Genomic DNA, 23,083 nt, shown 5'->3' with positions numbered 1-23,083 from the left:
CTCGTGTTCAAGGCACGCTCGGACATCGCGGATGCCCGTGCGCGGTGCGGTCAGTGGGCCGGCTGCTGCTCGTCGAGCGCCGTGAGCTGCTCGCTGTACTGCTCGCGCAGGACGTACTTGAGGACCTTCCCCGAGGCGTTGCGCGGCAGCTCGTCCTGGCGGGCGAAGTACTTGGGCACCTTGTAGCCCGCCATGCGCTCACGGCAGTAGGCCCGCAGCGCCGCCTCGTCCAGCTCGACGTCCGGCTTCAGCACCAGGACGGCGCATCCGACCTCGAGGTACTTCGGGTCGGGCACGCCCACGACGGCGGCGTCACTGATGACGGGATGCTCGGTCAGCACCTTCTCGATCTCAGCCGGGTACACGTTCTCGCCGCCACTGCGGATCATGTCCTTCGCCCGGCCCGACAGGGTCAGGAAGCCGTCGGCGTTGACGAAGCCGAGGTCTCCGGTGTGGCACCAGCCGTCGACGAAGGTGTCCCGGTTGGCGTCCGGGCGCTGCCAGTAGCCCCCGCACGTCCCGGGGTTGCGGACCAGGATCTCGCCGACCTCGTCGACGGCGGCGGGCTCGCCCAGGTCGTCGACGACCCTGGCCTCGGCGAGCGGGAGCGGCCGCCCGATGCTGCCCAGCTGGGCCTCGAAGTCGCCGTCGTCGAGCGTCGTGCAGATCGCGCCGCCCTCGGTGAGCCCGAAGACCTGGGTCAGTCGCATGTGCGGCATCCGGCGCCGGACCTCCCCGACGGTCCACGGCATCATCGTGTCGCCGCCGATGATCAGGTGATCCAGCGACGCGGGCAGCCGCTCCTCGAGGTCGTCGAAGCGCAGCATCTCGTTGAGCATGAAGGAGAAGAGCAGGCAGTCGGTGACCCGCTCGGAGGCGATGACGTCGAGGAGATGCTCGATGCTGAAGTTCCCCGAGCGCAGGCAGACCGCGGTGCCGTGGGCGAGCAGCACCGGCGCGGTGACGGCCTCGAAGCCGCCGGCGTGGTAGATCGGGCCGGGGACGAGCGCGACGGTGCGCTCGGAGAATCGCCACTTCAGCGCCTGCATGGTGGCGGTCCCGACGGTGTTGGCGTGGGTGAGCAGGGCGCCCTTGGGCACGCCGGTGGTGCCCGAGGTGTAGAGCAACGCGATCGGATCCTCCGAGGCGATCGCCGGGATCTCCGAGAGCGGGGGCCGCCCCTGCAGCGCCTCGAAGGGCAGGGCCCAGTCCGGCAGCTCCGGCCGGTCGCGGTCACTCAGCACGACGACCGTCTCGGCGCCGCTGTCCTCGCGCACCGGCTCGAGCCGGTCGAGCAAGGAGGCGTGGATGAGCACGGTGCGACATCCGGAGTCGGCGAGGATGAAGCGGAGCTCGGGGGCGGCCAGCCGGAAGTTCAGCCGCACGGCGATCACGCCGAGCCGCATCGCGGCGAAGTAGAGCGGCAGGTACTCGGCGTCGTTGTAGAGCATCAGCCCGAGCCGGTCGCCCTTCGTCAGCCCCAGCTCGCTCAGGGCCTGCGCGTAGGACAGGGACCGGTCTCGCAGCTCCCGGTAGGTGAGCCGGTGGTGTCCGTCGAAGCTGACCGCGACGTTGTCCCACCCGGCGGGCGGGATCGGCTCCACCGCACTGTCCAGGACCCAGTTGAAGCTCACGACGTCTCCTCTTGCGGTGATCCACCTCACCAACGATCGTATATAATGTGAAGTACATGGCCGCTCAGGTCAAGGGGTGCGGACGGAGGAGGAGCAGCGTGCGCCGAACCGTCGCGTCCGCCACCGCTGCCGCCGCCGGATGGGGCATCTGGACCGAGCAGCTCGCGCGCAGAGCGATCGGGTCCGAGCCGGGGCGACGCGGCGTGCACGCCCACGCCGGGGGCGACGGGCCACCCCTGGTCCTGCTCAACGGGATCGGGGCGAGCGGGCTGGTGTGGCCCCGCGCGTGGGTGGACGCGCTGGAGCGGACCCACCGCGTGATCCGCCTCGACGCCCGCGGGACGGGATGGTCGAGGTCGGCCGCCGTGCCCTTCACGATCGCCGACCTCGCCGACGACGTGGCCGCCGCGCTCGACCGGATGAGCCTGGAAGCCGCGACCGTGCTCGGCCTCTCGATGGGCGGGATCGTCGCCCAGGAACTGGCGTTGCGACACCCCGAGCGCGTCGATCGCCTCGTGCTGGTCTCGACCATCCCGCCGGCGCCCGCGCACGTCCCGACCGTGCTGTTTCCGGGGCTCTACGGTCCGATGATGCGGGTCGCCAGGAGCCATCTCGGGGTCGACCGCCGCATCCGGGCCGAGCTGCTCGCGCGGTTCTACCTTCGCACGTCCTCGCGCGCGTTCGTCCCGGACGCGGCACTGGTCGACGAGCTCACCGAGCAACTGCTGCGCCGCGGGACGCCCGTGGCGGGCGTGGTCGCGCAGGCACGGGCGATCGTCGCCTGGCGCGGTCCCGGACGACTGCGCGGCATCGATCGGCCGACCACCGTGGTCGCCGGCCGCGACGACCCGGTGGTCACGCCGCGCAACAGCGCCCTGCTCGCCGCGCTCATCCCCCACGCCCGGCACGTCGAACTGGGCGGGGTCGGCCACCTCGTCCCGTGGGAGGCGCCGGGCGAGCTCCGACACCTGCTTTGTGAGCAAAATATATGATGCTAGATTGAGTGGAAACTCGCCGAGTCCGAGGAGCGCACATGGACCTCGCACGGGACGTCGTGAGCGGCGGGCTGCGCCTGCACACCCGGCGCCGGCCCGGACCGGTCGGTCCGCCGCTGGTGCTGATCCACGGGATCGGCGGCTCGATGGAGTCGTGGACGCCGCTGCTCGAGCAGATGCCCGACCGGGACGTCGTCATGGTCGACTGCCCGGGCGTCGGACGTTCGGAACGGTCGACGCTGCCGATCCGGGTCCCCGCGATCGCCGACCACGTCGTGGGGGCGCTGCGCGAGCTCGGCGTCGAGCGGGCGGACGTGCTCGGGTTCTCGCTCGGCGGCGTGGTGGCCCAGGAGATCGCGCACCGCCATCCGGCGCTCGTCCGCAGGCTGGTCCTCGTCGCGACGATCTGCGGTGTCTGGGCCCGTCCGCCCGGCCTCGCGGTCCAGCGCGCGCTGATGTCCACCCGGCGCTACCGGAGCCGGGAGGCCGCCGCCCGCGAGATCCCCATCCTCGCCGGCGGCCGGACGGCTCGCGACCCCGACGTCCTCGCGGCGATCCTGGCCGATCGCGAGGGGCATCCCCCGAGCCGTCTGGGATACCACTTCCAGCAGCTCGCCGTGCTGGGGTGGACCAGCTTCTGCTGGCTCCCGACGCTGCCTCATCGGACGCTGGTCCTCCACGGTCAGGACGATCCGGTCGTGCGCGTGGCCAACGCGCGGCTCATGGCCTGGCGCCTGCGCCACGCGACGACGGAGGTCGTTCCCGGTGCGGGCCACATGGTGCTGTTCGACGAGCCGGAGAAGGCCGCGCCCATCCTCGAGACGTTCCTGGACGGCGGGCCGTAGCGCCGGGCGATCCGCCCGATCGCCGTTTCGGTGACGATCGATGTCAGATGTGACAGCGATCGTCACCGGACCCGCGATCTCGCCCCCCAGCGGCGCTACGGGCGATCAATCGAGCGCGATGGTCGAGGCGTCGACGACGGCCCCGCCCCCGTCCGCGACGAGCACGTGACCGGTGACCATGGAGGCGTCGCCCGAGGCCAGGAAGGCGCAGCAGGAGGCGATCTCCTCCGGCTCGGCGACCCGGCGCAGCGGCACGTGCGCCGCCATGAGCGCGTAGGCCTCCTCCAGGCCGATCCCCTCGCGCTGCGACAGGTAGCTCATGGCCCCCTCCCCCAGCGGCGTGCGGATCCACCCCGGGCACACCGCGTTGACCCGAACGCCCTTGGGCCCGTAGTCGCGGGCGAGCCACCGCGTGACGCCGATGATCGCCGCCTTCGCGGCGGTGTAGCCCACGGTCCCGGGCGGGCCGGCGATCAGGCCGGCGGTGGACGCGACCAGCACCAGGGAGCCCTGCGCGTCGACGAGGTGTGGGAGCACCTCACCGGCCAGGTGGTAGGTGCCGTGCAGGTTCACGTCCAGGGCGCGCTCGTAGGCGTCGGCGTGCTTCGGGGCGGCCGTCCCGGCGATCGCGGCGCCCTGGGCGGCCACCACCGTGTCCAGCCCGCCGAGCCGAGCGACGGCGTCCGCCACCACCGCGCGCACCGCCTCGCGGTCGGTCCCGTCGGCCGGCAGCGCGAGCGCCCCGGTCTCGTCGGCCAGCGCGGCGAGCCCGTCGGCGTCGATGTCGGTGACGACGACCTTCGCGCCGTCGGAGACCAGCCGCCGGGTCGTCGCCGAGCCGAGTCCTCCGGCCGCGCCCGTCACGAGGGCGAGCTCGGGTTTCCTGCGTCGTTGCGTCACGACGTCACACTCCTGGTCCGAGGACGATCTGCTTGAGCTCGGTGAACTCCTGGATGCCTTCGGGTCCGCACTCGCGTCCCCAGCCGGAGCCCTTCCGGCCCCCGAACGGGGCCGTGACGGTCGGCCCGAAGGTGTTGATCGCGACCGACCCGACCTCGATGCGGGACGCGACGTCGAGCGCGACGTCGCGGTCGGTCGTGTAGACGGTCGCGGCCAGCCCGTAGCTCGTGTCGCCGGCCAGCCGGACCCCGTCGTCGAGGTCGGTGAAGGTCTGGACGACTGTGACCGGCCCGAACACCTCGTGCTGCGCGAGGTCGGCGTCGCGGTCGAGGCCCGTGACGAGGGTCGGCTCGTAGAAGAAGCCCGCCCTGTCGGGCTCCCGGCCGCCCACCTCGATCCGGCCTCCCGCGACCCGGGCCCGGTCGACGAAACCGGCGGCGCGTGCGACGCCCGCGGCGTTCAGCATCGGCCCGATGCGCGTGCCAGGGTCGAGGGGGTCGCCGACGCGCAGCGCCTGCCACGCCTCGCGCAGACGCCCGACGAGCTCGTCGGCTCGCCGCTCGGAGACGAGGACGCGGGAGAGCAGCGCGCACACCTGGCCGGCGCCCCCGGTGGCGCCGGGAACCAAGGACTTGAGCACCGCGTCCAGCGGTGCGTCGTCGAGGACCAGCGCCGGCGACTTGCCGCCCAGCTCGAGGTGGGTGCGGGCGAAGCGGGCTTTCGTGGCGTCGACGATCTCCAGGGCCGCGGTGCGCCCGCCGGTGAGGCTGACCATGTCCACGCGGGGGTCGGCAGTGATCGCCCGCCCCAGGTCGGCGCCGCCGCAGAGGATCGACAGCGCGCCCTCGGGCAGGGTCTCGGCGCACGCGGCGACCACGCGCAGGACCAGCTGCGACTCCGGCGCCGCCTTGACGACCACCGGGCACCCGGCGAGCAGTGCCGGCACGACCTTCGTCGCGACGGTGACCAGTGGGCCGTTGAACGCCATCACCGCCCCGACGACCCCGGCCGGCTCGCGGCGGACGATGGTCTCCCCCAGCGGCGACGGGCGGACGTCGTCGCGCAGCGCGTCGGCCGCGCACTCCAGCGTGGCGGTCCACGATCCGACGGCGCCGAACCGGTGCAGCGTGCGGCTGTACCGCACGGGCATGCCCGCCTCGGACGCCCAGAGCTCGCCGATCTCGTCGAGCCGGCCCTCCACCGCCGCACAGAACCGCCCGACCGCCGCGACGCGCTCGGCGACCGGCAGCCGGCTCCACGACGCGCGACCGACGGTGTCCGCCGCCGCGAGGGCGGCCTCGGCGTCCTTCTCCGAGGGCAGTGTCACCTCGGCGACCGGCTGCTCGGTGGCGGGCGAGATCACCGCGTAGGGCTCGCCGGTGGCCGGTTGCCACCGGCTCCCGACAAGGACGTCGTCAGCGTGCGGCACGTCGATCATCAGGTGGCCGCGTGGAACGGGCTCGCCGGCGCCATGAACATCGAGCTGAACGGCGGGTTCATGAAGTCCGGGATCGACATCTCACCGGAGATCAGCATCTGCTTGATCTCCTCGCGGAACGCCGACGGGTCGCCGGCGATCTCGTAGAGGGCGAGGTGCCCGAGGTCGGGGACGCGGACACCGGGTAGCGGCTTGACCGGCGAGGACTCGAACCGCTGGGCGCGCAGCATCCCGGTCGCGCCGAGGATCTGCGGGATGTGCTCGCCGTCGTACCAGCGGGCGAACGTCCCGTCGGCCACGGCGTCGGCGGCCGGTTTGCACCACGCGAAGAACAGGTGCCGGTCGTCGAGGGCGGTGGAGTCGTCCGCCTTGTCCCAGCTCGCCCCGTACTGCGGCTCGCTCACGGGCGCCAGGAAGAGGGCGTCGAAGGGCTGGTTCATGAAGTCCGGCAGCACCATCGCGCCGGACATCAGCATCTGCTTGACCTCCTCGCGGAAGCCCGCGGAGCTGCCCTCGATCTCGTAGAGGGCGAGGTGGCCGAGGTCGACCGGGACGACGCCGGGCAGGTTCTTCGTGTCGCCGAGCAGGAACCGTTGGGCGCCGACCATGCCCGTGGTGTCCATGACCTGCGGGATGTGCTCGACGTCGTACCAGTGCGCGTAGGTCTCGTAGTCGCCGGTGTAGGTGCTCCACGCGAAGAAGAGGTTGCGCTCGGTGAACGTGGGGGGCATGGGTTCCTCTCAGGCGCTGCGCAGCGCGGCCGTCGCGGCCTCGTCGATGCGCAGGTTCTCGGGGTCGAAGTGCGGGTCGCCGACGACGACCACGCCGTAGTCGCGCGCGGCCCCCTCGACGCTGACGTACTCGTCGCGGACGTCGGCGAGCACCTTCTGCGGGTCGCGGGTGAAGGGGGCGCCCCAGCCACCGCCGCCGTTGGTCAGACAGCGCAGCACCGAGCCGGCCGTGGTCCGCCAGGCCTTCTCGCCGCCGAAGTGGTGGTAGGTCCCGTGCTCGGGGTCGAGCGCCTTGGTCGCCGGATCCAGCACGCCGGCCACCGGGGTGCTGGCGGCGTAGACGTCGTCGCCGGTCCCGACCAGGCCGGCGCGCTCCCCGTCCGGCGGGAAGATCCACATGGCCCCGTTGGGGCCGGGCCGGCCGTCGTTCGCCCCGACGCCGCTGGGCTCCCTGGTGCGGAACGGCGAGAGGTACTGCTCGGCGTCGGTCAGCCAGAGGCTGTCCTTGAGGTTGGCCGCGCCGCCGCGGTGGCGGCCCGGGCCTCCCGTGTCGATCGCGTGCTCCTTGCGCAGCACGACCACCGGCGAGTCGTGCTCGATGGTCTCGGTCGCCGGGTCGAGGTTGTTGAGGTTGAACAGCACGGTGTAGCTGTCGCCGTCGCCGTCGCGGGTCGCGCCCCAGGGCCCGTGCTCGCCGCCGCACTGCGTGGCGCTGGTCCAGAACGAGCCGTCGGCGCGCAGCCCGCTGGCGTTGTGGGTGTTGGTCGAGCCGTAGTCCCCGCCCACGGCGTTCTCCCCGAGCACGGGGTTCAGCGCCCGGAAGACCGCGGCGATGAGCGTCCCCGACGCCTCCCAGAACATCATCGGCGCGCCCTCGGGTGGCAGGGCGGTCACCAGCGTTCCCGGCGGGGCCACGAGGTCGACGTGGCGCCAGGTTCCGGAGGTGAACGGGATCTCGGGATCGAGCAGCATCGTCAGGGCCACGCCGAGCGCGGTCTTCGCGTCGGTGATCCCGCAGTTGATGCAGGTGCGGGCCTGCCCGGAGGTGCCGGAGAGGTCGGCCTCGATGTCCTCGCCGCGCTTGGAGAGGGTGACCTCGACGGTGTAGGAGCGCGAGGCGTCGAGGCCGTCGGCGTCCAGCGTCGCGCTGCCGTGGTAGTCGCCGTCGGGGACGGCGGCGAGCGCGTCGCGCATCCGGTCCGCCGAGGTGTCGCAGGCGTAGACGAGCGTGCCCAGTACCGCGTCGCGACCGTAGCGCTCGATGTTCTCCCGGACGAGCCGCTCCCCGAGCTGCAGCTGCTGGTGCATGCTCTTGAAGTCCGGCAGCAGCATCGCCCCGAAGCGCGAGTTGTCGAAGATCAGGCTGAACGTCGACCGCACCGGCTCGTCGCCGCGCCACATCAGGATCGGCGGGATCACCAGGCCGTTCTCGTAGACGTTGGCCTTGGTCGCCGAGAAACCGCCGGGCACGGTGCCCCCCATGTCGAGCTGGTGGGCGCAGATGTTGACGAACGCGACGATCTCCCCGTCGACGAACACGGGCCGCGTGAACAGCACGTCGTTGACGTGCCGGCCGCCGCGGTTCGGGTCGTTGCAGATCAGGACGTCGCCGGGCCCGAGGTTGTCCGCCCCGTACTCCTCGACGGCGTTGCGCACCGCGTCGGGCATCGAGCCGAGGAAGACCGTCAGGCTGTTGCTGACCACGGCCATCCGGTAGTCCTGCTCCGGCGGACCGCTGATGGTGCACGCGAAGTCGTACCAGTCCCGGATGATCGGCGAGAACGCCTCGCGCAGGAACGCGGTCGACATGTGCTCCACGGCGTACTTGAGCCGGTTGCGGATCACCGAGGCCGTGAAGCGGTCGGCGTGGTAGGTCGCCTCGAAGTCCTCGTCGGACATCTCGCGGATGCGGGTCATCGTGCGCTCCTGGTGATCACGAGCTCGTCGTGGCGGCCGACGGTCAGGTGCTGGTCCGCACCCACGTGGGTCGTGGAGAGTCCCTCGTCGACGACCACGGGACCGTCCAGCTCGTCGCCCGCCCGCAGGTCGGTGCGTCGGTAGACCGGGGCCTGCTGGTCGGTGTCGGTGAGGAACCGCAGGGTGGCGGTCCGGGCCGGGGCCAGGTCCTCGCCCGCCGCCCGGGCGGGCAACTCGGGGTAGTCGACCTTCGGCGTCTCGATCACCGCGCGGACCCGGAAGGTGACGCCCTCGACCGGCACCATGTCGAAGCGGTTGCGCGAGCGCTCCTCGTAGGTCGCGTGGAAGGACGCGATCATCGTGGCGACCGCGTCCGCGTCGATGGTGCCGTCGGGCACCGGCACGATCGGGGTGTCCCAGCTCTGCCCCATGAGGTGGCCGTCGAAGCTGCGCTCGAGGCGCACGGTCGCGCCGGACTCGAGCCGCTCGCGCACCTGCTGCTCCATCTCGGCGAACAGTTCGTCGACCCGGGGCGCGACCTCGGGGCCGAGGACCATGTAGGCGCTGCGGTTGAGGGTGAACACCTGGTCGGTCGAGAGCAGGCCCAACGCGGAGAACAGGCCCGGGTTCGGCGGGACGATCACCTGCTTGCAGTGCACCTCGTCCATCGCGGCGGGCAGCAGCATCGGGCCTGCCGCGCCGTAGGCGATGAGGGAGTAGTCCCGGGGGTCGACGCCGTTCTTGATCGCGACGTTGACGACGCCCTCGGCGATGGTGTGCACGGCCATCTCGTAGGCGTGGCGCACGCGCTGGGCGAGCGTGAGCTCGCAGTCGAGGCCCTCGAAAGCCTGCTGCGCGAGCTCCGGCCGCAGGGTGAGGCGCCCGCCGGCGAAGCCGCCGGGGTCGATGAGGCCGATCATCAGGCAGGTGTCGGTGGTGGTCGGTGCGGTGCCCCCGCGGTCGTAGCAGGCCGGGCCGGGCGTCGAGCCCGCGCTGTGGGGACCGACCTGGACCTCGCCGTTGCGCCCGATCGAGACGACGCTGCCCCCGCCCGCTCCGATCGCCGTGACGTCGTTGGCGAGGGCGTTGACCACGAGGTCGTGCTCGAGCTCGAAGGTCGTGTTGACGAACGGCTCGCCTCCGGTGACGACGCTGATGTCGCAGGACGTGCCCCCGACGTCGGCGCACAGCAGGTCGGTCTCCCCGATCAGGGAGCCGAAGTGGGCGCTCGCGACGGTGCCGGCCGCCGGCCCGGAGAACACGATCCGGAACGGCTGCTCCATGGCGCGGTGCGCCGGGACGAGGGTCGCGGCGCAGTCCGCGAAGTGCAGCCGCCCGGCGAAACCCAGATCGGTCAGACCCTTCTCGAGCGTGGCCGCGTAGTCCGAGTAGATGATCTTCATCAGGGCGTCGACCACCGTCGTGGAGGCCCGCGTGTACTCCTTCGCCAGCGGCGAGACCTCGCTGGAGATCGAGCACGGGACGTCACCGAGGACCTCGCGCACCAGCTCGCGCAGGCGCTCCTCGTGGGTGTGGTCCACGTAGGCGTTGATCAGGCAGATCGCGACACCGACGACCCCGCAGCGGCGCAGCACCTCGAGCTCGGCGCGGGCCTGGTCCTCGTCGAGGTCGAAGAGCACGCCGCCGTCGGCCGTCACGCGCTCACGGATCCCGCGGCGCAGGTAGCGCGGCACCAGTGGACGGGCGACGTCGCCGAAGCTGCGCCGCCAGCCCGGGTCCAGGATCGCCTCGGCCGGCCGCCAGACCCGGCCCATGTCGAGGATGTCGCGGTGCCCCTCGGTGGCCAGGAAGCCGATCTTCGGGAGGTTGCGGGTGATGACGGCGTTCAGCCCGTGGGTGCTCGCATGGTTGAACACGGGCGCGTCGCCGACCCCCAGCAGCGCGGCCCCCCTCGAGCACCGGCGCGGCCACGTCGGTGTAGTCGGTCGAGACCTTCGCCGTCTCGATCCGCCCGTCCCGCAGGGCGACCACGTCCGTGAACGTGCCGCCCACGTCGACTGCGATCATCGGGCCCCTCCTAGATCAGGTCGGACAGCAGCTGGATGGGTCCGAGACGCGGACCGTGCTCGCGGCTCACCGAGCACAGGCAGCGCTGGCACTTCACGACGTCGAACCAGCCGCCCTCGGAGTTGACCGGGTAGCGGCGGAGCTCGGCGGCGCCGCACCGCGGGCAGTCGCCCTCGACCTGTGCGCGCTCCTGGACGGGTGCCTCTGTCATGCACCGGGACGCTAGGGCCGACGAGAGCCGGGTCACCATCCCGTGAGCGCTGGGTTCAGTCCGCCAACCGAAGCACGTCACAGCCTCGGCGGCCGCCTCCTAGAAAAAATATTATGTGGTAGAATCGCGCCGCTGGCTCACGACAGCGGCCGGCCCGAGCGCCTGCGAGGAAGCATGCTCGACGAGACGACGAGGCCCGGCGACGCGAGTCCGCTCCGCTTCCGCACCGACGACCTCGACGTGGCGCGCGAGCGGATCACCGAGACGTTCGCCGACCACGAGGTCCGCGTCGCCGACGGCCGCGCGCTCGACTTCCGGCTCGACCTCGCGCCCGCCTCGCGCGTGACCCTCGGCAAGCTGGGCTACGGCGCCGACGTGACGATCGACGGCCCCCCGATGCAGCGCTGCTACCACGTGAACCTGCCGATCGCCGGTACCTGCGACGTACGCCAGGACGGCGCCGAGGGCGCGGTCCGCGCCGGGACGACCGGCAACGTGTTCGGTCCCGACGCCCCGTTGACGATCCGCTTCGCTCCGGATGCGACCCAGTACGTCGTCAAGCTGCCCAAGGAGATGCTGGAGGCCCACGCCGCGAAGCTCGTCGGCCGGCCGCTCGACGGGTCCATCCGTTTCGCGCTGACGTTCGACGTCCGCGGGGGCCCGGGCCAGGCCCTCCTCTCGACCGCCGGGTTCCTCTACGCCGAGCTGGCCCGGCCCGGCGGCCTCGCGACGATGCCGACGGCGCGTCACGAGATGGAGTCGGCGCTGATGACCCAGCTGCTGATGACCATCCCGAGCCAGCTGACCGACCAGCTCCACCCGTCGGCGTCGCCGAGCGCCCGCACCCGGGTGCGCGAGGTCATGGAGTACCTCGACGCCCATCCGGAGGGCGACGTGAGCACGGCCGACCTGGCCGACCGCGTCGGTGTCAGCGAGCGCGCTCTGCAGGCCGGGTTCCGTGAGGTCGCCGGCATGTCCCCCATGGCGTACCTGCGCGGTGTCCGGCTCGACCGCGTGCACCTCGAGCTCTCGACCCGCGGCGGCGCGGTCACCGACGTCGCCGCGCGCTGGGGGTTCTTCCACCCCGGCCGGTTCGCCCAGCAGTACCGCGCCCGCTTCGGCGAGCGCCCGTCCGACACCGCGCGGTGCGCTGCGCGCTAGGCACCTTCCGCGATGGCGTCGGCGAGGGCGACGATGCCCTCGGCGGTCTTCGCGTGGGCGAGGTCGATGTGCTGACCCTCGAAGTCGACGGCCCCGCTGCCCTCGGCCTCGGCCTTGCGGAAGGCGTCGATCATGCGGCGGGCGTGGTCGACCGCCTCCGGCGACGGCGTGAACACCTCGTTGGACACCGCGACGTGGGACGGGTGGATGCACACCATCCCGCGATAGCCGAGCCCTCGGGCGTCGAGCGCGAAGCGCCGGAAGCCGTCGAGGTCCTTGATGTCCTGCCACACGCCCGTGACGGGGTGGTGCAGCCCGGCGGCGCGGGCGGCCAGCACGATCCGGCTGCGCAGGTACAGCGTCTCGAGACCTTCCGGGGTGAACTCGAAGCCGAGCTCTCGCCCGACGTCGGCGCTCGGTCCGGTGGCCCCGAGCAGGCTCGACACCCGGGGGCTCGCGGCCGCGATCTCCTCGCAGTGCGCCATCGCCACCGCGGTCTCGAAGCTGATGATCAGGCCGACCGACCCGGCCGCGAGGCCCTCACGCGCCTCGAGGTGCGAGACGACGGCGTCGATGCGGACGATCTCCTCCGCGGTGAAGACCTTGGGGAGGAAGAGCCCGGCGAGCCCCTCGGCCAAGACCGCCTCGACGTCCGCGCCGAACAGGCCCGAGTCCATGCTGTTGGGGCGCACCCAGAGGTCGGAGCGGACTCCCTCGGCGCGCAGGCGCCCCAGCGTCTCCCGCACGGTCGTGCGTGCGGCGTCCTTGTCCGCGGCCGGGACCGAGTCCTCGAGGTCGAGGATCACGGCATCGGTCCCCGAGGCGACGGCCTTGTCGGCCCAGCTCGCCTTGTGGCCCGGGACGAAGAGCATGGATCGGTAAGGCTTCATGCCATGCACAATATATTATTTAGAGGCGGCGAGGAACCCTGTCCCGAGCCTGACTCCGTCCGCGACGGCGGCACGGGACGCCGCGTCCCGGAACTCTGGTAGCGCGGCCGCGACGTCGCGGCCGCCGCCCAGGACCATCGCGAGCTCGTCGACCGGCCACGTCACCAGCACCCCGTGCCGGGCGAGATAGAGACCGACCTCGCCGACGTCGTGACGGGCCGGTCGATCGAGCCACGCGCGGGCGAGCAGGTGGTGGCACCGACCCACGAGGTGGTCGAGCCGCCGCAGAGGATCCTCGGTGGTCAGCACGTCGACCAGCAGCGCTCCGTCGCCGGTACCGGCGACGAGGGTGCCGCCCTCCGCCCACCCCGGCACGAACACGGCGTCGGTGACGCCCAGCGCCTCGCCGCACGGCGGCGAGCCCGCACGATCGCGCCAGCGGTGCAGGACGCCCGACTCACTCGCGATCGCGACGAGGTCGGCCACCTCCTCCGGCACGGCCGCCTGGGCAGGGACACGGGTGGCCCACCCCATGAGGACCGTGCACGCCCGCGCGAGCTCGGCCTCGCCCGCCCGGCCGCCCAGCCGCCCGGGCGGTGCGCAGACGTCGAGCAGCGCGAGCGCCCGTCCGACGACCTCGCCGACGACGTCACGGCAAGACGGGCGGGCCGGGCGAGCAGCGCGCTCGCGCGGACCGGGCCACGGCCCGGCGTCCACCCAGCCGGCGGCACTCGGTCGCCAGCGCAGCGCCTCGCGGCGTCGAACGGGATCGAGCGTGGCGTGGCTCGGGAACCGGGCGGCGAGTTCGTGCACGTGGCCCGGCGAGGCGAGGCCGAGGCGTTGCGCCCCGGCCAGCGCCCGGTAGGGCGGGGCGTGCTGCACCACGAACCCGAGTCGGGCGCGCACCGCCGCCTGCACCTGGGCCGCATGGCCCGGACCCGCGTGCCGCGGGGAGCGCATCGGTCGACGGCCGCGCAGCGCCTCGGCCAGGACGTCGTGCACGGCCGCACGCCCGTCCGGCGTCGCGAGCCCCGACCGGAACCAGGCCCCGAGCGCGCCGTCCTGGACGTGCGACGCGAGCGTCACGACCCCGCCCGCTCGACCAGGGCGACCTTGACGTGGTCCGGGCGCTTCAGGGTCCCCGCCGGTACGAGGTCGACGACGGTCTTCACGTTGAGGGCGGACCGGATGGTCGACTCGATCGAGGCCCGCAGGTCACCGTGGCGGTCGGCGGGCAGGTCCGCCGCGTGCTCGACCACCACCGGCAGCGGGTGCTGCGTGCTGTGCCCGTCGAAGTCGGCGCGGATGCGCATCTCCCCCGTCGTCGACGGCGCCATCCCCTGCACGAGATCCTTGATCGCCGACGGGAAGACGTTGATGCCGCGGACGATGAGCATGTCGTCGGTCCGCCCCACGCACCGGACCTTGTAACCGGTGCGCCCGCAGGCACAGTCGGTGCCGGTGACGACAACCTGGTCACGGGTGCGGAAGCGCAGCAGGGGCGACGCCTGACGGCGCAGCGCGGTGTAGACGAGCTCGCCCTCGGCGCCCGCGACCGGGTCGATCACGGCGCCGCTGACCGGGTCGATCAGCTCGGCGACCATGAGGTCCGGCGAGAGGAAGTGCATCCCGTCGGCCGCCTCGCACTCGCCCCAGTAGGTGCACGCGATGTCGGTGCCGCCGAGCATCTCGCGGACGGTCGCGCCCCAGAGCCCCTCGAGCTTCTCGCGGACCGCGGACAGGCCTCCGCCGGGCTCACCACCGACGCTGATCGATCGGACGCCGAGGTCGTGCGCCTCGCGGCCCAGGACGGCGGGCGCCTGCTCGGCGAGGTGGGTGAGGAAGTAGGGCGTGCCGATGACGGCCTCAGGGCGCTGGTCGGCCTGGACCCGCAGCAACCGTTCCACGCCGGCCTCGGCGCCGATCGGGATGTCGACGATCCCCATGTGCTGGAGGATCTGCACCACCGGCAGGCCGCCGACGAACCCCTTGCTCATCCCGAAGGCGTGCAGCAGCCGATCACCGGGCCGGAAGCCGTTGGCGTAGAGGGCGCGGGCCCCGAGCTCGCACCAGGTGATCACGTCGTCCGCGGTGAGCCCGACGTACGACGGGCTGCCCGTGGTGCCGGACGAGGCCTGGATCTGGACGACGTCGGCGGGGTCGGCAGCGAGGTGGTGCCCGAGCGGCGGCGCGGCGGCCAGGCTGTCGCGCAGCTCCTGCTTCTCGGTGAACGGCAGATCGGCGAGATCCCCCACCGTCCGCACCCGAGCGGGATCGACACCGTTCTCGTCGAACTTCGCCCGGTAGAAGGCGCTGTGCGCGGCGAGATGAGCGATCTGTTCCCGCAACCGCTCGTCCTGGACCTGCCGCGCATGGTCCGCCGGCAGGACCTCCGCCCAGCTCCAGTGGCTGCCCGAGGCCGGTCTGCCCGCACGCACGTCCATGGTCCGCACCTTCCGTTGGCGACCATCTGAATATAAAATGCACAGTACGTCGCATCAAGAAGGGGGCGCGTCGAGGACGCTACGACTCCCGGGACGTTGCTACACTCCGCAGTCGACGAGGCAATCGGACAGCGGCGTCTGCCATATGATGTTCGATACGGGAGATGTCATGGTTGACGAGGTGGTCAGGATCCCGGACCGCGACAGCAGGCGTCAGCAGCTGCCCGAAGAGGTCGCGACGTACGTCCGCGAGCAGATCATCTCGGGCAGGGTCCGACCCGGCGACTTCCTGCGTCTCGAGCCGATCGCGGAGGCCGTTGGCGTCAGCAACACCCCGGTGCGCGAGGGCCTGCTCTCCCTGCGCAGCGAAGGCTTCGTCGAACTCGTTCCGCGCCGCGGATTCGTCGCTGCCGCCTTCACCGAGCAGGACGTCCGCGACCTGTTCTGGGTGCAGGCCCAGCTCGCCAGCGAGCTGGCCGCCAGGGCCGCCAAACGCATCACACCCGAGCAGCTCGAGCGTCTCGACGCCATCCTCGCCGAGCACGACCGCGCAGAGGACGTCGACGACACCGACCGCATGGCCGACCTCGGGCACGCGTTCCACCGGGAGATCAACCTCGCGGCCGACTCGCGCCGGCTCGCGCTCCTGCTCGCCGCGGCCGTCAAGCACCTGCCCAACCGCTTCTACGCCTCGATCGAAGGGCACGTGGAGGGCGCGCGCCGCGACCACCCCAAGATCGTCGAAGCCCTGCACCGGCGCGACGTGCGCAAGGTGCGCTCGCTGATGAGCCAGCACATCCTCGCCGGTGCCGACCGCCTCGTCGACGAGCTCACCAAGCGCGGCGTCTGGGCCGACGAGGAGACCGCCTCCTGAGCGAGGCCCGCGCACGCTGACCATCCTCGCGACCTCGGCGACGATCATATATTATGTTCGAAGTCGAGAAGGGTGGTCGCCGTGTCGGAGCTGCTGTCGTCCGAGGAACGCTTCGTGGTGGAGACGGTCCGCGAGTTCGTCGACAAGGAGGTCAGACCCCAGGTCAACGAGCTCGAGCACGCGAACACGTACCCCGAGAAGTTCATCGAGCAGATGAAGGAGATGGGGATCTACGGGCTGGCGATCCCGGAGCCGTGGGGCGAGGCGCCGGTGTCGATGCCCTGCTACGCGCTGGTCACCGCCGAGCTCGCCCGCGGCTGGATGAGCCTCGCGGGCGCGATGGGCGGGCACACGGTGGTCGCGAAGCTGCTCGTGGAGTTCGGCACCCGCTCCCAGCAGGACCGCTACCTGCCGCGCATGGCGACCGGGGAGCTGCGCGCCACCATGGCGCTCACCGAGCCCGGCGGCGGCTCGGACCTCCAGGCCATGACCACCACCGCCCGCGCCGGCACCGACGGCGGTTACGTGGTGAACGGGTCCAAGACCTGGATCTCCAACGCGCGCCGGTCCGGGCTGATCGCGCTGCTGTGCAAGACCGACCCGGCCGCCGAGCCCCAGCACAAGGGCGTGTCGATCCTGCTCGTCGAGCACGGCCCCGGCCTCGAGGTGTCGAAGGACCTCTCGAAGCTGGGCTACAAGGGCGTCGAGACCTGCGAGCTGACCTTCACCGACATGCCCGTGCCCGCCGACGCGCTGCTCGGCGCGGTCGAGGGCAAGGGTTTCGCCCAGATGATGAAAGGCCTGGAGACCGGGCGGATCCAGGTCGCCGCCCGCGCGCTCGGCGTCGCCACGGCCGCCTTCGAGGACGCGCTGCGCTACGCCCAGGACCGCGAGGCGTTCGGCAAGCCGATCTGGCGCCACCAGTCGATCGGCAACTACCTCGCCGACATGGCCACCAAGATCACCGCCGCGCGCCAGCTCATCCTCCACGCGGCGGAGAAGTACGACGCCGGGCAGCGCGCCGACATGGAGGCCGGCATGGCGAAGCTGTTCGCCTCCGAGACCGCCATGGAGGTCGCGCTCAACGCGGTGCGCGTCCACGGCGGCTACGGCTACTCCACCGAGTACGACGTCGAGCGCTACTTCCGCGACGCCCCGCTGATGATCGTCGGTGAGGGCACCAACGAGATCCAGCGCAACGTCATCGCCTCCCAGCTGATCAAGCGCGGCGGGCTCGACCAGCCGTGAGCGAGCTCGCCGACGCCGTCCGCGGCTGGGACCCGGCGCCCGAGACGGCCACCGACTCGCTACGGCGGTGGCCGATCGACGCGTTCGCCGCCCTACTCGACCAGCCGCCGCCCGCCGGCGAGGACCTCCCGCCGCTGTGGCACTGGCTGTTCTTCCTCGACCACCCGCGCACCGACGAGCTCGGGGCCGACGGGCACCCCCTCACTAAGGCAGCCTCCGGGCACTTCCTGCCGCCGGTCCCCCGGCGCCGACGGATGTTCGCCGGTGGGCGCGTCGAGCTCCACCGGCCCCTGCGCCTCGGGACCACCGTCACGCGCACCACCAGCGTCACCGACGTCGTGCCCAAGACCGGCCGCAGCGGCCCGATGCTGTTCGTCACCGAACGCCGCGAGATCGCCGACGCCGACGGGCTCGCCGTGGTCGAGGAGCAGGACATCGTCTACCGCCAGGCACCCGCGGACGCCGTGCCCCCGACGCCACCCGCTCCCCGACCGCCCGGCGACGACCACGTGCCCGAGGGCCAGGTGGGCATCGTGCCCGACCCGCCGCTGCTCTTCCGGTACTCGGCACTGACCTACAACGCCCACCGCATCCACCACGACGAGACCTACGCCCGCGAGGTCGAGGGCTACCCCGGCCTCGTCGTCCACGGGCCGCTGCTCGCCCTGCTGCTGCTCGAGCCCGCCCGCCGCGCCGGCCGATCCGCCGACGTCGCCGCGTTCTCCTTCCGGCTGCGCCGACCCGCCTTCGCCGGCACGCCGGTGGTCGTCGACACCGAGCCGGAGCTCACCGCGGGACCGGTGGGCGGCGAGCCGTCGGTCACCGGCGCGGTGACCTGGCGCTGAGACGTCAGCGGTCGACGACCGTCACGGCGTCAGCGACGTCGGCGCGCTCGGTGCGGAAGCCGTTGACCGGGTCGGCCTCGTCGGCCCAGCCGAGCGAGACCGCGCACACGACGAGCCGGTCCTCCGGCAGGTCGAAGAACTCCCGGACGTGGCCGGAATGGACCGCGATCGCGGCCTGCGGGATCGTCGCGACCCCGCGCTCCCGGGCCGCGGTGAGCAGGTTGGCGACGTAGCCACCACAGTCGATCGCACCATAGGTGCCCTGCAGGCGGTCAGTCGTGATCACGGCGACGTGCGGCGCGCCGAAGAACGAGAAGTTGCGCATGCTCTGCGCGTCGCGGGCCGCCTTGTCCTCGCGGCCGATGCCGAGGGCGGCGTAGAGCGCGAACCCGGCGCCGCGGCGCCGATCCCGATAGACACCCCGGTACTCGGCCGGCATCTCGAGATCCGGGCTCGGCGGGTTCTCGCGGACGTGGGCGGTCAGGCTCTCGGCGAAGCGCTTCGTGGCCGGACCGCGGGTCAGCAGCACCTGCCACGGCTGGGTGTTGCACCACGAGGCGGTCCGTTGCGCGACGCGGAAGATGTCGGTCAGCAGGTCATCGGGCAGCTCCTCGTCGCGGAACGCGCGGCAGCTCCACCGCGATCCCAAGAGGTCCTCGAACTCCATGCGTCATCTCCTCAGAACTGCGGCGCACGCCGCTCGCGGTGCGAGGCCAGTCCCTCGTGGACCTCGGGTCCGCCGAAGCCGTAGAACTCCAGCGCCAGGGACTGGTCGAAGATCGCGCCCGCCACCTGGCGGTACCAGTTGTTCAGCGACTGCTTGGTCCAGCGGATCGCGCTCGGCGCGCCGTGCGCCAGCTCCACGGCCACCTCGCGGGCCGTCGCCTGGAGCTCGGCGTCCTCGACGCACAGCGAGACCAGCCCGATGCGCTCGGCCTCCTCGCCCGAGAGCGGACGGCAGGTCATGAGGTAGTACTTCGCCTTGGCCATCCCGCACAGCAGCGGCCAGCAGATCGCGGCGTGGTCACCGGCGGCCACACCGAGCCGGGTGTGCCCGTCGATGATCTTCGCGGTGCGGCTCACCACGGAGACGTCGGCGAGCATCCCGGCGACGAGGCCGGCCCCGACCGCCGGCCCGTGGATGGCCGACACGACCGGCTTCGAGCAGTCGATGACGTTGTAGACCAGGTCGCGGGCCTCGCGCATGGTGCGCGTGCGGGCGTCGAAGTCGGTCGCGAGCTTCTCGACGAGGTCGAACGAGCCCCCGGCCGAGAAGCCCTTGCCCTCACCGCGCAGCAGCACGACCCGCACGGCGTCGTCGGCGTCGAACGTCCGCCAGACCTCCGCGAGTTCGGCGTGGGCGGCTTCGCTCACGGCGTTGAGGTTCGGTGCGTCGAGCACCAGCTCGACGATCCCGTCCTCGTCGGGCCCGTCGATGCGCAGGCTGGGGAACCGCTGGTAGCGGCTCATGCGCCGGCCTGCTTGACCAGTTCCCGGCCGACGATCAGCTTCTGGATCTCGCTGGTGCCCTCGTAGAGCCGCAGCAGCCGCACGTCGCGGTAGAGCCGCTCCACGGGCATCTCGCGCATGTAGCCCGCCCCGCCGTGAACCTGGACGGCCAGGTCGGCGACCTTCCCGGCGGCCTCGGTGCAGAACAGCTTGGCCGCCGAGGGCCCGACCCGGCGGTCGGACCCGTCGAGGTAGCGGGCGGCGGCCTCGCGGGCGCAGGCCTTGCCCGCCATCACCAGCGACGCCTGCTCGGCGAGCATCGCCTGCACCAGCTGGCGCTCACCGGTCGGCACCCCGCCCTGCCGGTTCACCACCGAGTAGGCCACCGACTCGTCGAGCGCGCGCTGCGCGAGCCCCATCGCCAACGCCGAGATGTGCACCCGCCCGCGGGCGAGCACCGACATCGCCGCCCGGAAGCCGGTGTCGATCTCGCCGCTGACCAGGGCGTCCGCCCCGACCCGGACCCCGTCGAAGGTGACCTCGGAGGACGTGGCGCCCTCCTGGCCCATCTTGCGGTCCTTCGGCCCGACGATCACCCCGGGTGCCGTCGTCGGCACCAGGAACACCGCGATCCGCCCATCCGACGCCTGTTCCGATGGTCGAGCTCCGCTTCGCTGCGTCTCCCCCGTCCCCCGCACCTTCGCGAAGGTCACCAGCAGGTCCGAGAGCGGCGCGTTGGTGATGTAGCGCTTCTGCCCGTCGATCACCCAACCCCCGTCGGCACCGTCGGTCCAGGTCGCGGTGGCCCGCATACCCGACGGATCCGACCCGGCCTCGGGCTCGGTCAGCGCGAACGAGGCGATGCAGCGGCCCTCGGCCATCGGCTCGAGCCACTGCTTGCGCTGCTCGTCGGTGCCGTAGCCGACCAGCACCTGCCCGGCGATGCCGTTGTTGGTCCCGAACAGCGAGCGGAACGACAGCGCGGTGTAACCGAGCTCGAACGCCAGCTCGACGTCCTGGGTGATCACCAGCCCGAGCCCCCCGTACTCCTGCGGCAGGGCATACCCGAACAGTCCCATCTCGGCGGCCTGGCGGCGAAGGTCGTCGGGGATCGCGTCGGTCTCGGCGATCTCGGCCTCCCGCGGCACGACCGCCTCGCGCACGAACTCCCGCACCTGATCGCGGATGTACGCGAAGTCCTCGTCGGCGACGACCTGCGCTGTCGGTGCGCTCATGGCTGTTCCTTTCCGTGGTCGGCGGCTTGCCTGACCCGACGGCCGAGGAAGAGGCCCTGCGGGTCGAACGTGCGCAGTGCCTCGACGTCGTCCGTGGTCACCTCGCGCAGGTCTCGGACGTGGTCGGCGGTCTTCAGCGCCCAGCCGCACCGCGACCGGGCGTGCTCGATCCGTTCCTGCCGGGGCTCGGGGCCGGGCGCGACGGCGGTCAGAACCAGTTCGCCGCCCAGCTTCTCGAGGACGCCGAGGTCGGTGACCACCGCGCGGACCCGGTCGCCCGGGCTGGTGATGTAAGCGGTCTCGGCGACGAAGCGGCGCGGGCTCATCGTGCCCACCACCAAGGTCTCCTCGGCGCCGGTGACGATGTCGTTGGCACCGCCGGAACCGACGAGGTGCGTGCCGTCGTCGGTGCGGGTGGTGTTGATGTTCCCGTGCCGGTCGACCAGCGCGGCGCCCACGCACGCGACCGTGCGCGTCGTCGGGCTCGTCACGAAGGACCCGAGGACCTGCTCGGTGTCGAGCAGCATCGAGCTGGTCGGGAAGTTGGCGAAGCTGAACGGGTAGGGATCGCCGGGGGCGGGATCGTAGCCCCAGAGACCCAGTTCCGCGATCAGGGCGACCCGGGAGCCTGCGGCGCGACACCGCCCGACGCCGTCCCACGCGGCCAGGTTCGCGAGCCCGGCGCCGGCGAGTACCGAGTCGGCTCCGGTCGCGGCGACCCGCTCGACGAGCAGGTCAGCGAGCCAGACCGCGGCGCGCTCGGTGGGCGACGGCGGCTCGTCCGACGGCGTCGTCGACGGCGAGCGGGGGGTCGTGGCCCGCGCGACGAGCGCGTCCAGGCGACTCCTCCCGAGTTTCGCGAGGTAGGCGTCGTGGTCAGCCGGCTCGAGGACCCACTCGCGGATCCACTCGTCGAAGTCGCCACCCTCCCCGTCGCTGCGCTCGCCCCCAGTGCGGCGGCTCGCGTCCCGGACGTCGATCCAGAACGGGATGTCCTCGGCGTAGCCCTGCACCGGGAGCGCCATGCCGTCCGGGCCGGGGAAGACGCCGCCGGGGTGAGCACCGAAGGGTGCCTCGACGACGGCGAGCACCCGGTGCGCCGGAATGCGCACCAGCCCCGACCACGGGCGCAGGTCGTCGACCACCCGCTCCACGGTCGCGAGAACCCCCCGCCGAGCCGCCAGCGCTCCCACGAACCCCTCGAACACCGGTGGTGCGACGGCCAGGTTGCCCTCCCGGTCGGCGACGGCGGCGTGGAGCACGGCGACGTCCGGGACCAGAGGCGCCACGAGCCCGACCCCGCCGAACGCCGTGACCACCTCGGAGTAAGCGTCGTTGTCGGCCATCGACGAGCCGCGCACCGAGTTCGTCACGACCGCCGGCACGCCCGTCGCCGCAGCCCGCAGCCGCTGGATGAACGTCAGGAACGACCAGTGCTCGACCTCCAGCTCCCGGAACCCCTGCTGGTAGACCGGGTTGGGAGTGAAGACGGGGAACGAATCCCCGGAGTAGACCGAGACCACCTTGGCCAAGCAGCCGGCTCGCACGAGGACCCCGCCCAGCGACGACAGGCTCGCCATGATCAGCGTGAAGCCCGACGGCCTCCCCCAGTGCTGGCGTGCCAGCTCACGGACCAGCGCACTCCACCGACTGTGACCCATCACGACGTGGACCGCGTCGCCGTCCCGGACGTGGTGCGAGACGGCGTCGGCGAGCCCGCAGAACTCCGTCTCGGTCGCGCCCACTCCGTCGGCCATGTCAGATAATATATTTTGCATGCTAGCTCTGCGCAACGTGACGGACGTCCGAGAAGCTCTCGGCCGTGAGATCGGTCCCGGGGAATGGATGATCGTCGACCAGGACCGGGTCGACGGGTTCGCCGAGGACACCGGTGACCACCAGTGGATCCACGTCGACCCGGTGCGGGCCGCGGCGGGGCCGTTCGGCACGACGGTGGCCCACGGGTTCCTCACCCTGTCGCTCGTGCCGGTCCTCGCGAACGGCATCCGGCAGTTCGAGGGCGCGACGGCCGTGAACTACGGGCTGGAGAAGGTCCGCTTCCCCTCGCCGGTGCCGGTCGGCTCGCGCCTCCGGGCCAGGTTGGTCATCGCGTCGGCCGACGACCTGCCGGATGGTGGGCTCCAGCTCCTGACGCGGGTGACGGTCGAGCTCCAGGACGTGGTCAAGCCGGCCTGTGTGGCCGAACTGCTGACCCGCATCTCCTTCGAGTGAGTCCGG

At 72.1% G+C, this 23,083-nt stretch carries 21 protein-coding genes and 1 pseudogene; 7 read left to right on the top strand and 15 right to left on the bottom strand.

The window, feature by feature from the left end; genetic code table 11:
• Positions 1-50: 50 nt before the first annotated feature.
• A complete protein-coding gene (locus tag AC2A1K_RS05960) occupies positions 51-1,634 on the bottom strand; it encodes a class I adenylate-forming enzyme family protein (protein WP_483895397.1) in 1,584 nt (527 codons plus the stop codon).
• A 98-nt stretch (positions 1,635-1,732) separates the two neighbouring features.
• Here AC2A1K_RS05960 and AC2A1K_RS05955 point away from each other — a divergent pair, with 98 nt between their 5' ends.
• Together AC2A1K_RS05955 and AC2A1K_RS05950 are read left to right on the top strand one after the other, a co-directional pair.
• The gene (locus tag AC2A1K_RS05955; protein WP_483895396.1) at positions 1,733-2,626 is read left to right on the top strand and encodes an alpha/beta fold hydrolase; all 894 of its coding nucleotides are present in this window, start codon (positions 1,733-1,735) and stop codon (positions 2,624-2,626) included.
• Between the two features lie 41 nt (positions 2,627-2,667).
• Positions 2,668-3,474 carry an alpha/beta fold hydrolase gene (locus AC2A1K_RS05950; RefSeq protein ID WP_483895395.1) on the top strand — a complete coding sequence of 269 codons (807 nt, stop codon included), beginning with the start codon at positions 2,668-2,670 and terminating at the stop codon, positions 3,472-3,474.
• A 105-nt stretch (positions 3,475-3,579) separates the two neighbouring features.
• Here the strand turns inward: AC2A1K_RS05950 and AC2A1K_RS05945 are convergent, their stop codons facing one another.
• The 7 genes and pseudogenes from AC2A1K_RS05945 to AC2A1K_RS05915 form a co-directional block, all read right to left on the bottom strand.
• Positions 3,580-4,374, bottom strand: a complete 795-nt coding sequence (locus AC2A1K_RS05945) for an SDR family NAD(P)-dependent oxidoreductase (protein WP_483895394.1) — start codon at positions 4,372-4,374, stop codon at positions 3,580-3,582.
• Between the two features lie 4 nt (positions 4,375-4,378).
• Entirely contained in the window at positions 4,379-5,812 is a 1,434-nt protein-coding gene (locus AC2A1K_RS05940; RefSeq protein WP_483895393.1) for an aldehyde dehydrogenase family protein, read from the bottom strand.
• Positions 5,812-6,543, bottom strand: coding sequence for a hypothetical protein (locus AC2A1K_RS05935; protein ID WP_483895392.1), 732 nt, complete (start codon positions 6,541-6,543; stop codon positions 5,812-5,814). Before AC2A1K_RS05935 ends, AC2A1K_RS05940 begins: the two co-directional genes overlap by 1 nt.
• 9 nt (positions 6,544-6,552) lie before the next feature.
• Positions 6,553-8,460, bottom strand: a complete 1,908-nt coding sequence (locus AC2A1K_RS05930; protein WP_483895391.1) for a hydantoinase B/oxoprolinase family protein — start codon at positions 8,458-8,460, stop codon at positions 6,553-6,555.
• Positions 8,457-10,337, bottom strand: coding sequence for a hydantoinase/oxoprolinase family protein (locus tag AC2A1K_RS05925; RefSeq protein WP_483895390.1), 1,881 nt, complete (start codon positions 10,335-10,337; stop codon positions 8,457-8,459). The genes AC2A1K_RS05930 and AC2A1K_RS05925 overlap by 4 nt, the downstream gene beginning before the upstream one ends.
• An 85-nt stretch (positions 10,338-10,422) precedes the next feature.
• Positions 10,423-10,488, bottom strand: a pseudogene (locus AC2A1K_RS05920) (hypothetical protein); the annotation flags it as partial.
• Between the two features lie 10 nt (positions 10,489-10,498).
• Positions 10,499-10,699, bottom strand: coding sequence for a hypothetical protein (locus AC2A1K_RS05915; protein ID WP_483895389.1), 201 nt, complete (start codon positions 10,697-10,699; stop codon positions 10,499-10,501).
• Positions 10,700-10,873: 174 nt separating this feature from the next.
• On the opposite strand from AC2A1K_RS05915, the gene AC2A1K_RS05910 reads away from it, so the two are divergent.
• Positions 10,874-11,860, top strand: coding sequence for an AraC family transcriptional regulator (locus AC2A1K_RS05910; protein WP_483895388.1), 987 nt, complete (start codon positions 10,874-10,876; stop codon positions 11,858-11,860).
• On the opposite strand, the gene AC2A1K_RS05905 is transcribed toward AC2A1K_RS05910, so the two are convergent.
• From AC2A1K_RS05905 to AC2A1K_RS05895, 3 genes are read right to left on the bottom strand one after another with little or no spacing between them, the layout of a single operon-like run.
• Positions 11,857-12,750 carry an HpcH/HpaI aldolase/citrate lyase family protein gene (locus AC2A1K_RS05905; RefSeq protein WP_483895387.1) on the bottom strand — a complete coding sequence of 298 codons (894 nt, stop codon included), beginning with the start codon at positions 12,748-12,750 and terminating at the stop codon, positions 11,857-11,859. The two genes, AC2A1K_RS05910 and AC2A1K_RS05905, sit on opposite strands and share 4 nt — an antisense overlap.
• A gap of 15 nt (positions 12,751-12,765) precedes the next feature.
• Positions 12,766-13,836, bottom strand: a complete 1,071-nt coding sequence (locus AC2A1K_RS05900; protein WP_483895386.1) for a hypothetical protein — start codon at positions 13,834-13,836, stop codon at positions 12,766-12,768.
• Positions 13,833-15,194: a phenylacetate--CoA ligase family protein gene (locus tag AC2A1K_RS05895; RefSeq protein ID WP_483895385.1), complete on the bottom strand. Its 1,362-nt coding sequence runs from the start codon at positions 15,192-15,194 to the stop codon at positions 13,833-13,835. Before AC2A1K_RS05895 ends, AC2A1K_RS05900 begins: the two co-directional genes overlap by 4 nt.
• 169 nt (positions 15,195-15,363) lie before the next feature.
• On the opposite strand from AC2A1K_RS05895, the gene AC2A1K_RS05890 reads away from it, so the two are divergent.
• The 3 genes from AC2A1K_RS05890 to AC2A1K_RS05880 all read left to right on the top strand — a co-directional run bounded on the left by AC2A1K_RS05890 (position 15,364) and on the right by AC2A1K_RS05880 (position 18,161).
• Positions 15,364-16,068: a GntR family transcriptional regulator gene (locus AC2A1K_RS05890; protein ID WP_483895384.1), complete on the top strand. Its 705-nt coding sequence runs from the start codon at positions 15,364-15,366 to the stop codon at positions 16,066-16,068.
• Between the two features lie 81 nt (positions 16,069-16,149).
• Complete coding sequence (locus AC2A1K_RS05885; RefSeq protein WP_483895383.1) at positions 16,150-17,316, top strand: acyl-CoA dehydrogenase family protein; 1,167 nt, start codon at positions 16,150-16,152, stop codon at positions 17,314-17,316.
• The gene (locus AC2A1K_RS05880) at positions 17,313-18,161 is read left to right on the top strand and encodes an HTD2 family dehydratase (protein WP_483895382.1); all 849 of its coding nucleotides are present in this window, start codon (positions 17,313-17,315) and stop codon (positions 18,159-18,161) included. Before AC2A1K_RS05885 ends, AC2A1K_RS05880 begins: the two co-directional genes overlap by 4 nt.
• Before the next feature lie 4 nt (positions 18,162-18,165).
• Here the strand turns inward: AC2A1K_RS05880 and AC2A1K_RS05875 are convergent, their stop codons facing one another.
• Genes AC2A1K_RS05875 through AC2A1K_RS05860 form a run of 4 tightly spaced genes read right to left on the bottom strand, consistent with a single transcriptional unit; the run spans position 18,166 to position 22,602 of the window.
• Complete coding sequence (locus AC2A1K_RS05875) at positions 18,166-18,828, bottom strand: nitroreductase (RefSeq protein ID WP_337718535.1); 663 nt, start codon at positions 18,826-18,828, stop codon at positions 18,166-18,168.
• 11 nt (positions 18,829-18,839) lie between these two features.
• On the bottom strand, positions 18,840-19,631 hold the full coding sequence (locus AC2A1K_RS05870) for an enoyl-CoA hydratase/isomerase family protein (RefSeq protein WP_483895381.1): 792 nt from the start codon (positions 19,629-19,631) through the stop codon (positions 18,840-18,842).
• On the bottom strand, positions 19,628-20,845 hold the full coding sequence (locus AC2A1K_RS05865; RefSeq protein WP_483895380.1) for an acyl-CoA dehydrogenase family protein: 1,218 nt from the start codon (positions 20,843-20,845) through the stop codon (positions 19,628-19,630). Before AC2A1K_RS05865 ends, AC2A1K_RS05870 begins: the two co-directional genes overlap by 4 nt.
• Positions 20,842-22,602, bottom strand: coding sequence for a CoA-transferase (locus AC2A1K_RS05860; RefSeq protein ID WP_483895379.1), 1,761 nt, complete (start codon positions 22,600-22,602; stop codon positions 20,842-20,844). Before AC2A1K_RS05860 ends, AC2A1K_RS05865 begins: the two co-directional genes overlap by 4 nt.
• 19 nt (positions 22,603-22,621) lie before the next feature.
• Here AC2A1K_RS05860 and AC2A1K_RS05855 point away from each other — a divergent pair, with 19 nt between their 5' ends.
• Positions 22,622-23,077: a MaoC family dehydratase gene (locus tag AC2A1K_RS05855; protein WP_483895378.1), complete on the top strand. Its 456-nt coding sequence runs from the start codon at positions 22,622-22,624 to the stop codon at positions 23,075-23,077.
• Positions 23,078-23,083 lie beyond the last annotated feature (6 nt).

It is taken from the genome of Actinomycetospora sp. 2LY8.5 (assembly GCF_057180585.1).
Note: the sequence above shows the minus strand (reverse complement) of the source record. Positions and strands in the feature narration are given on the sequence as shown.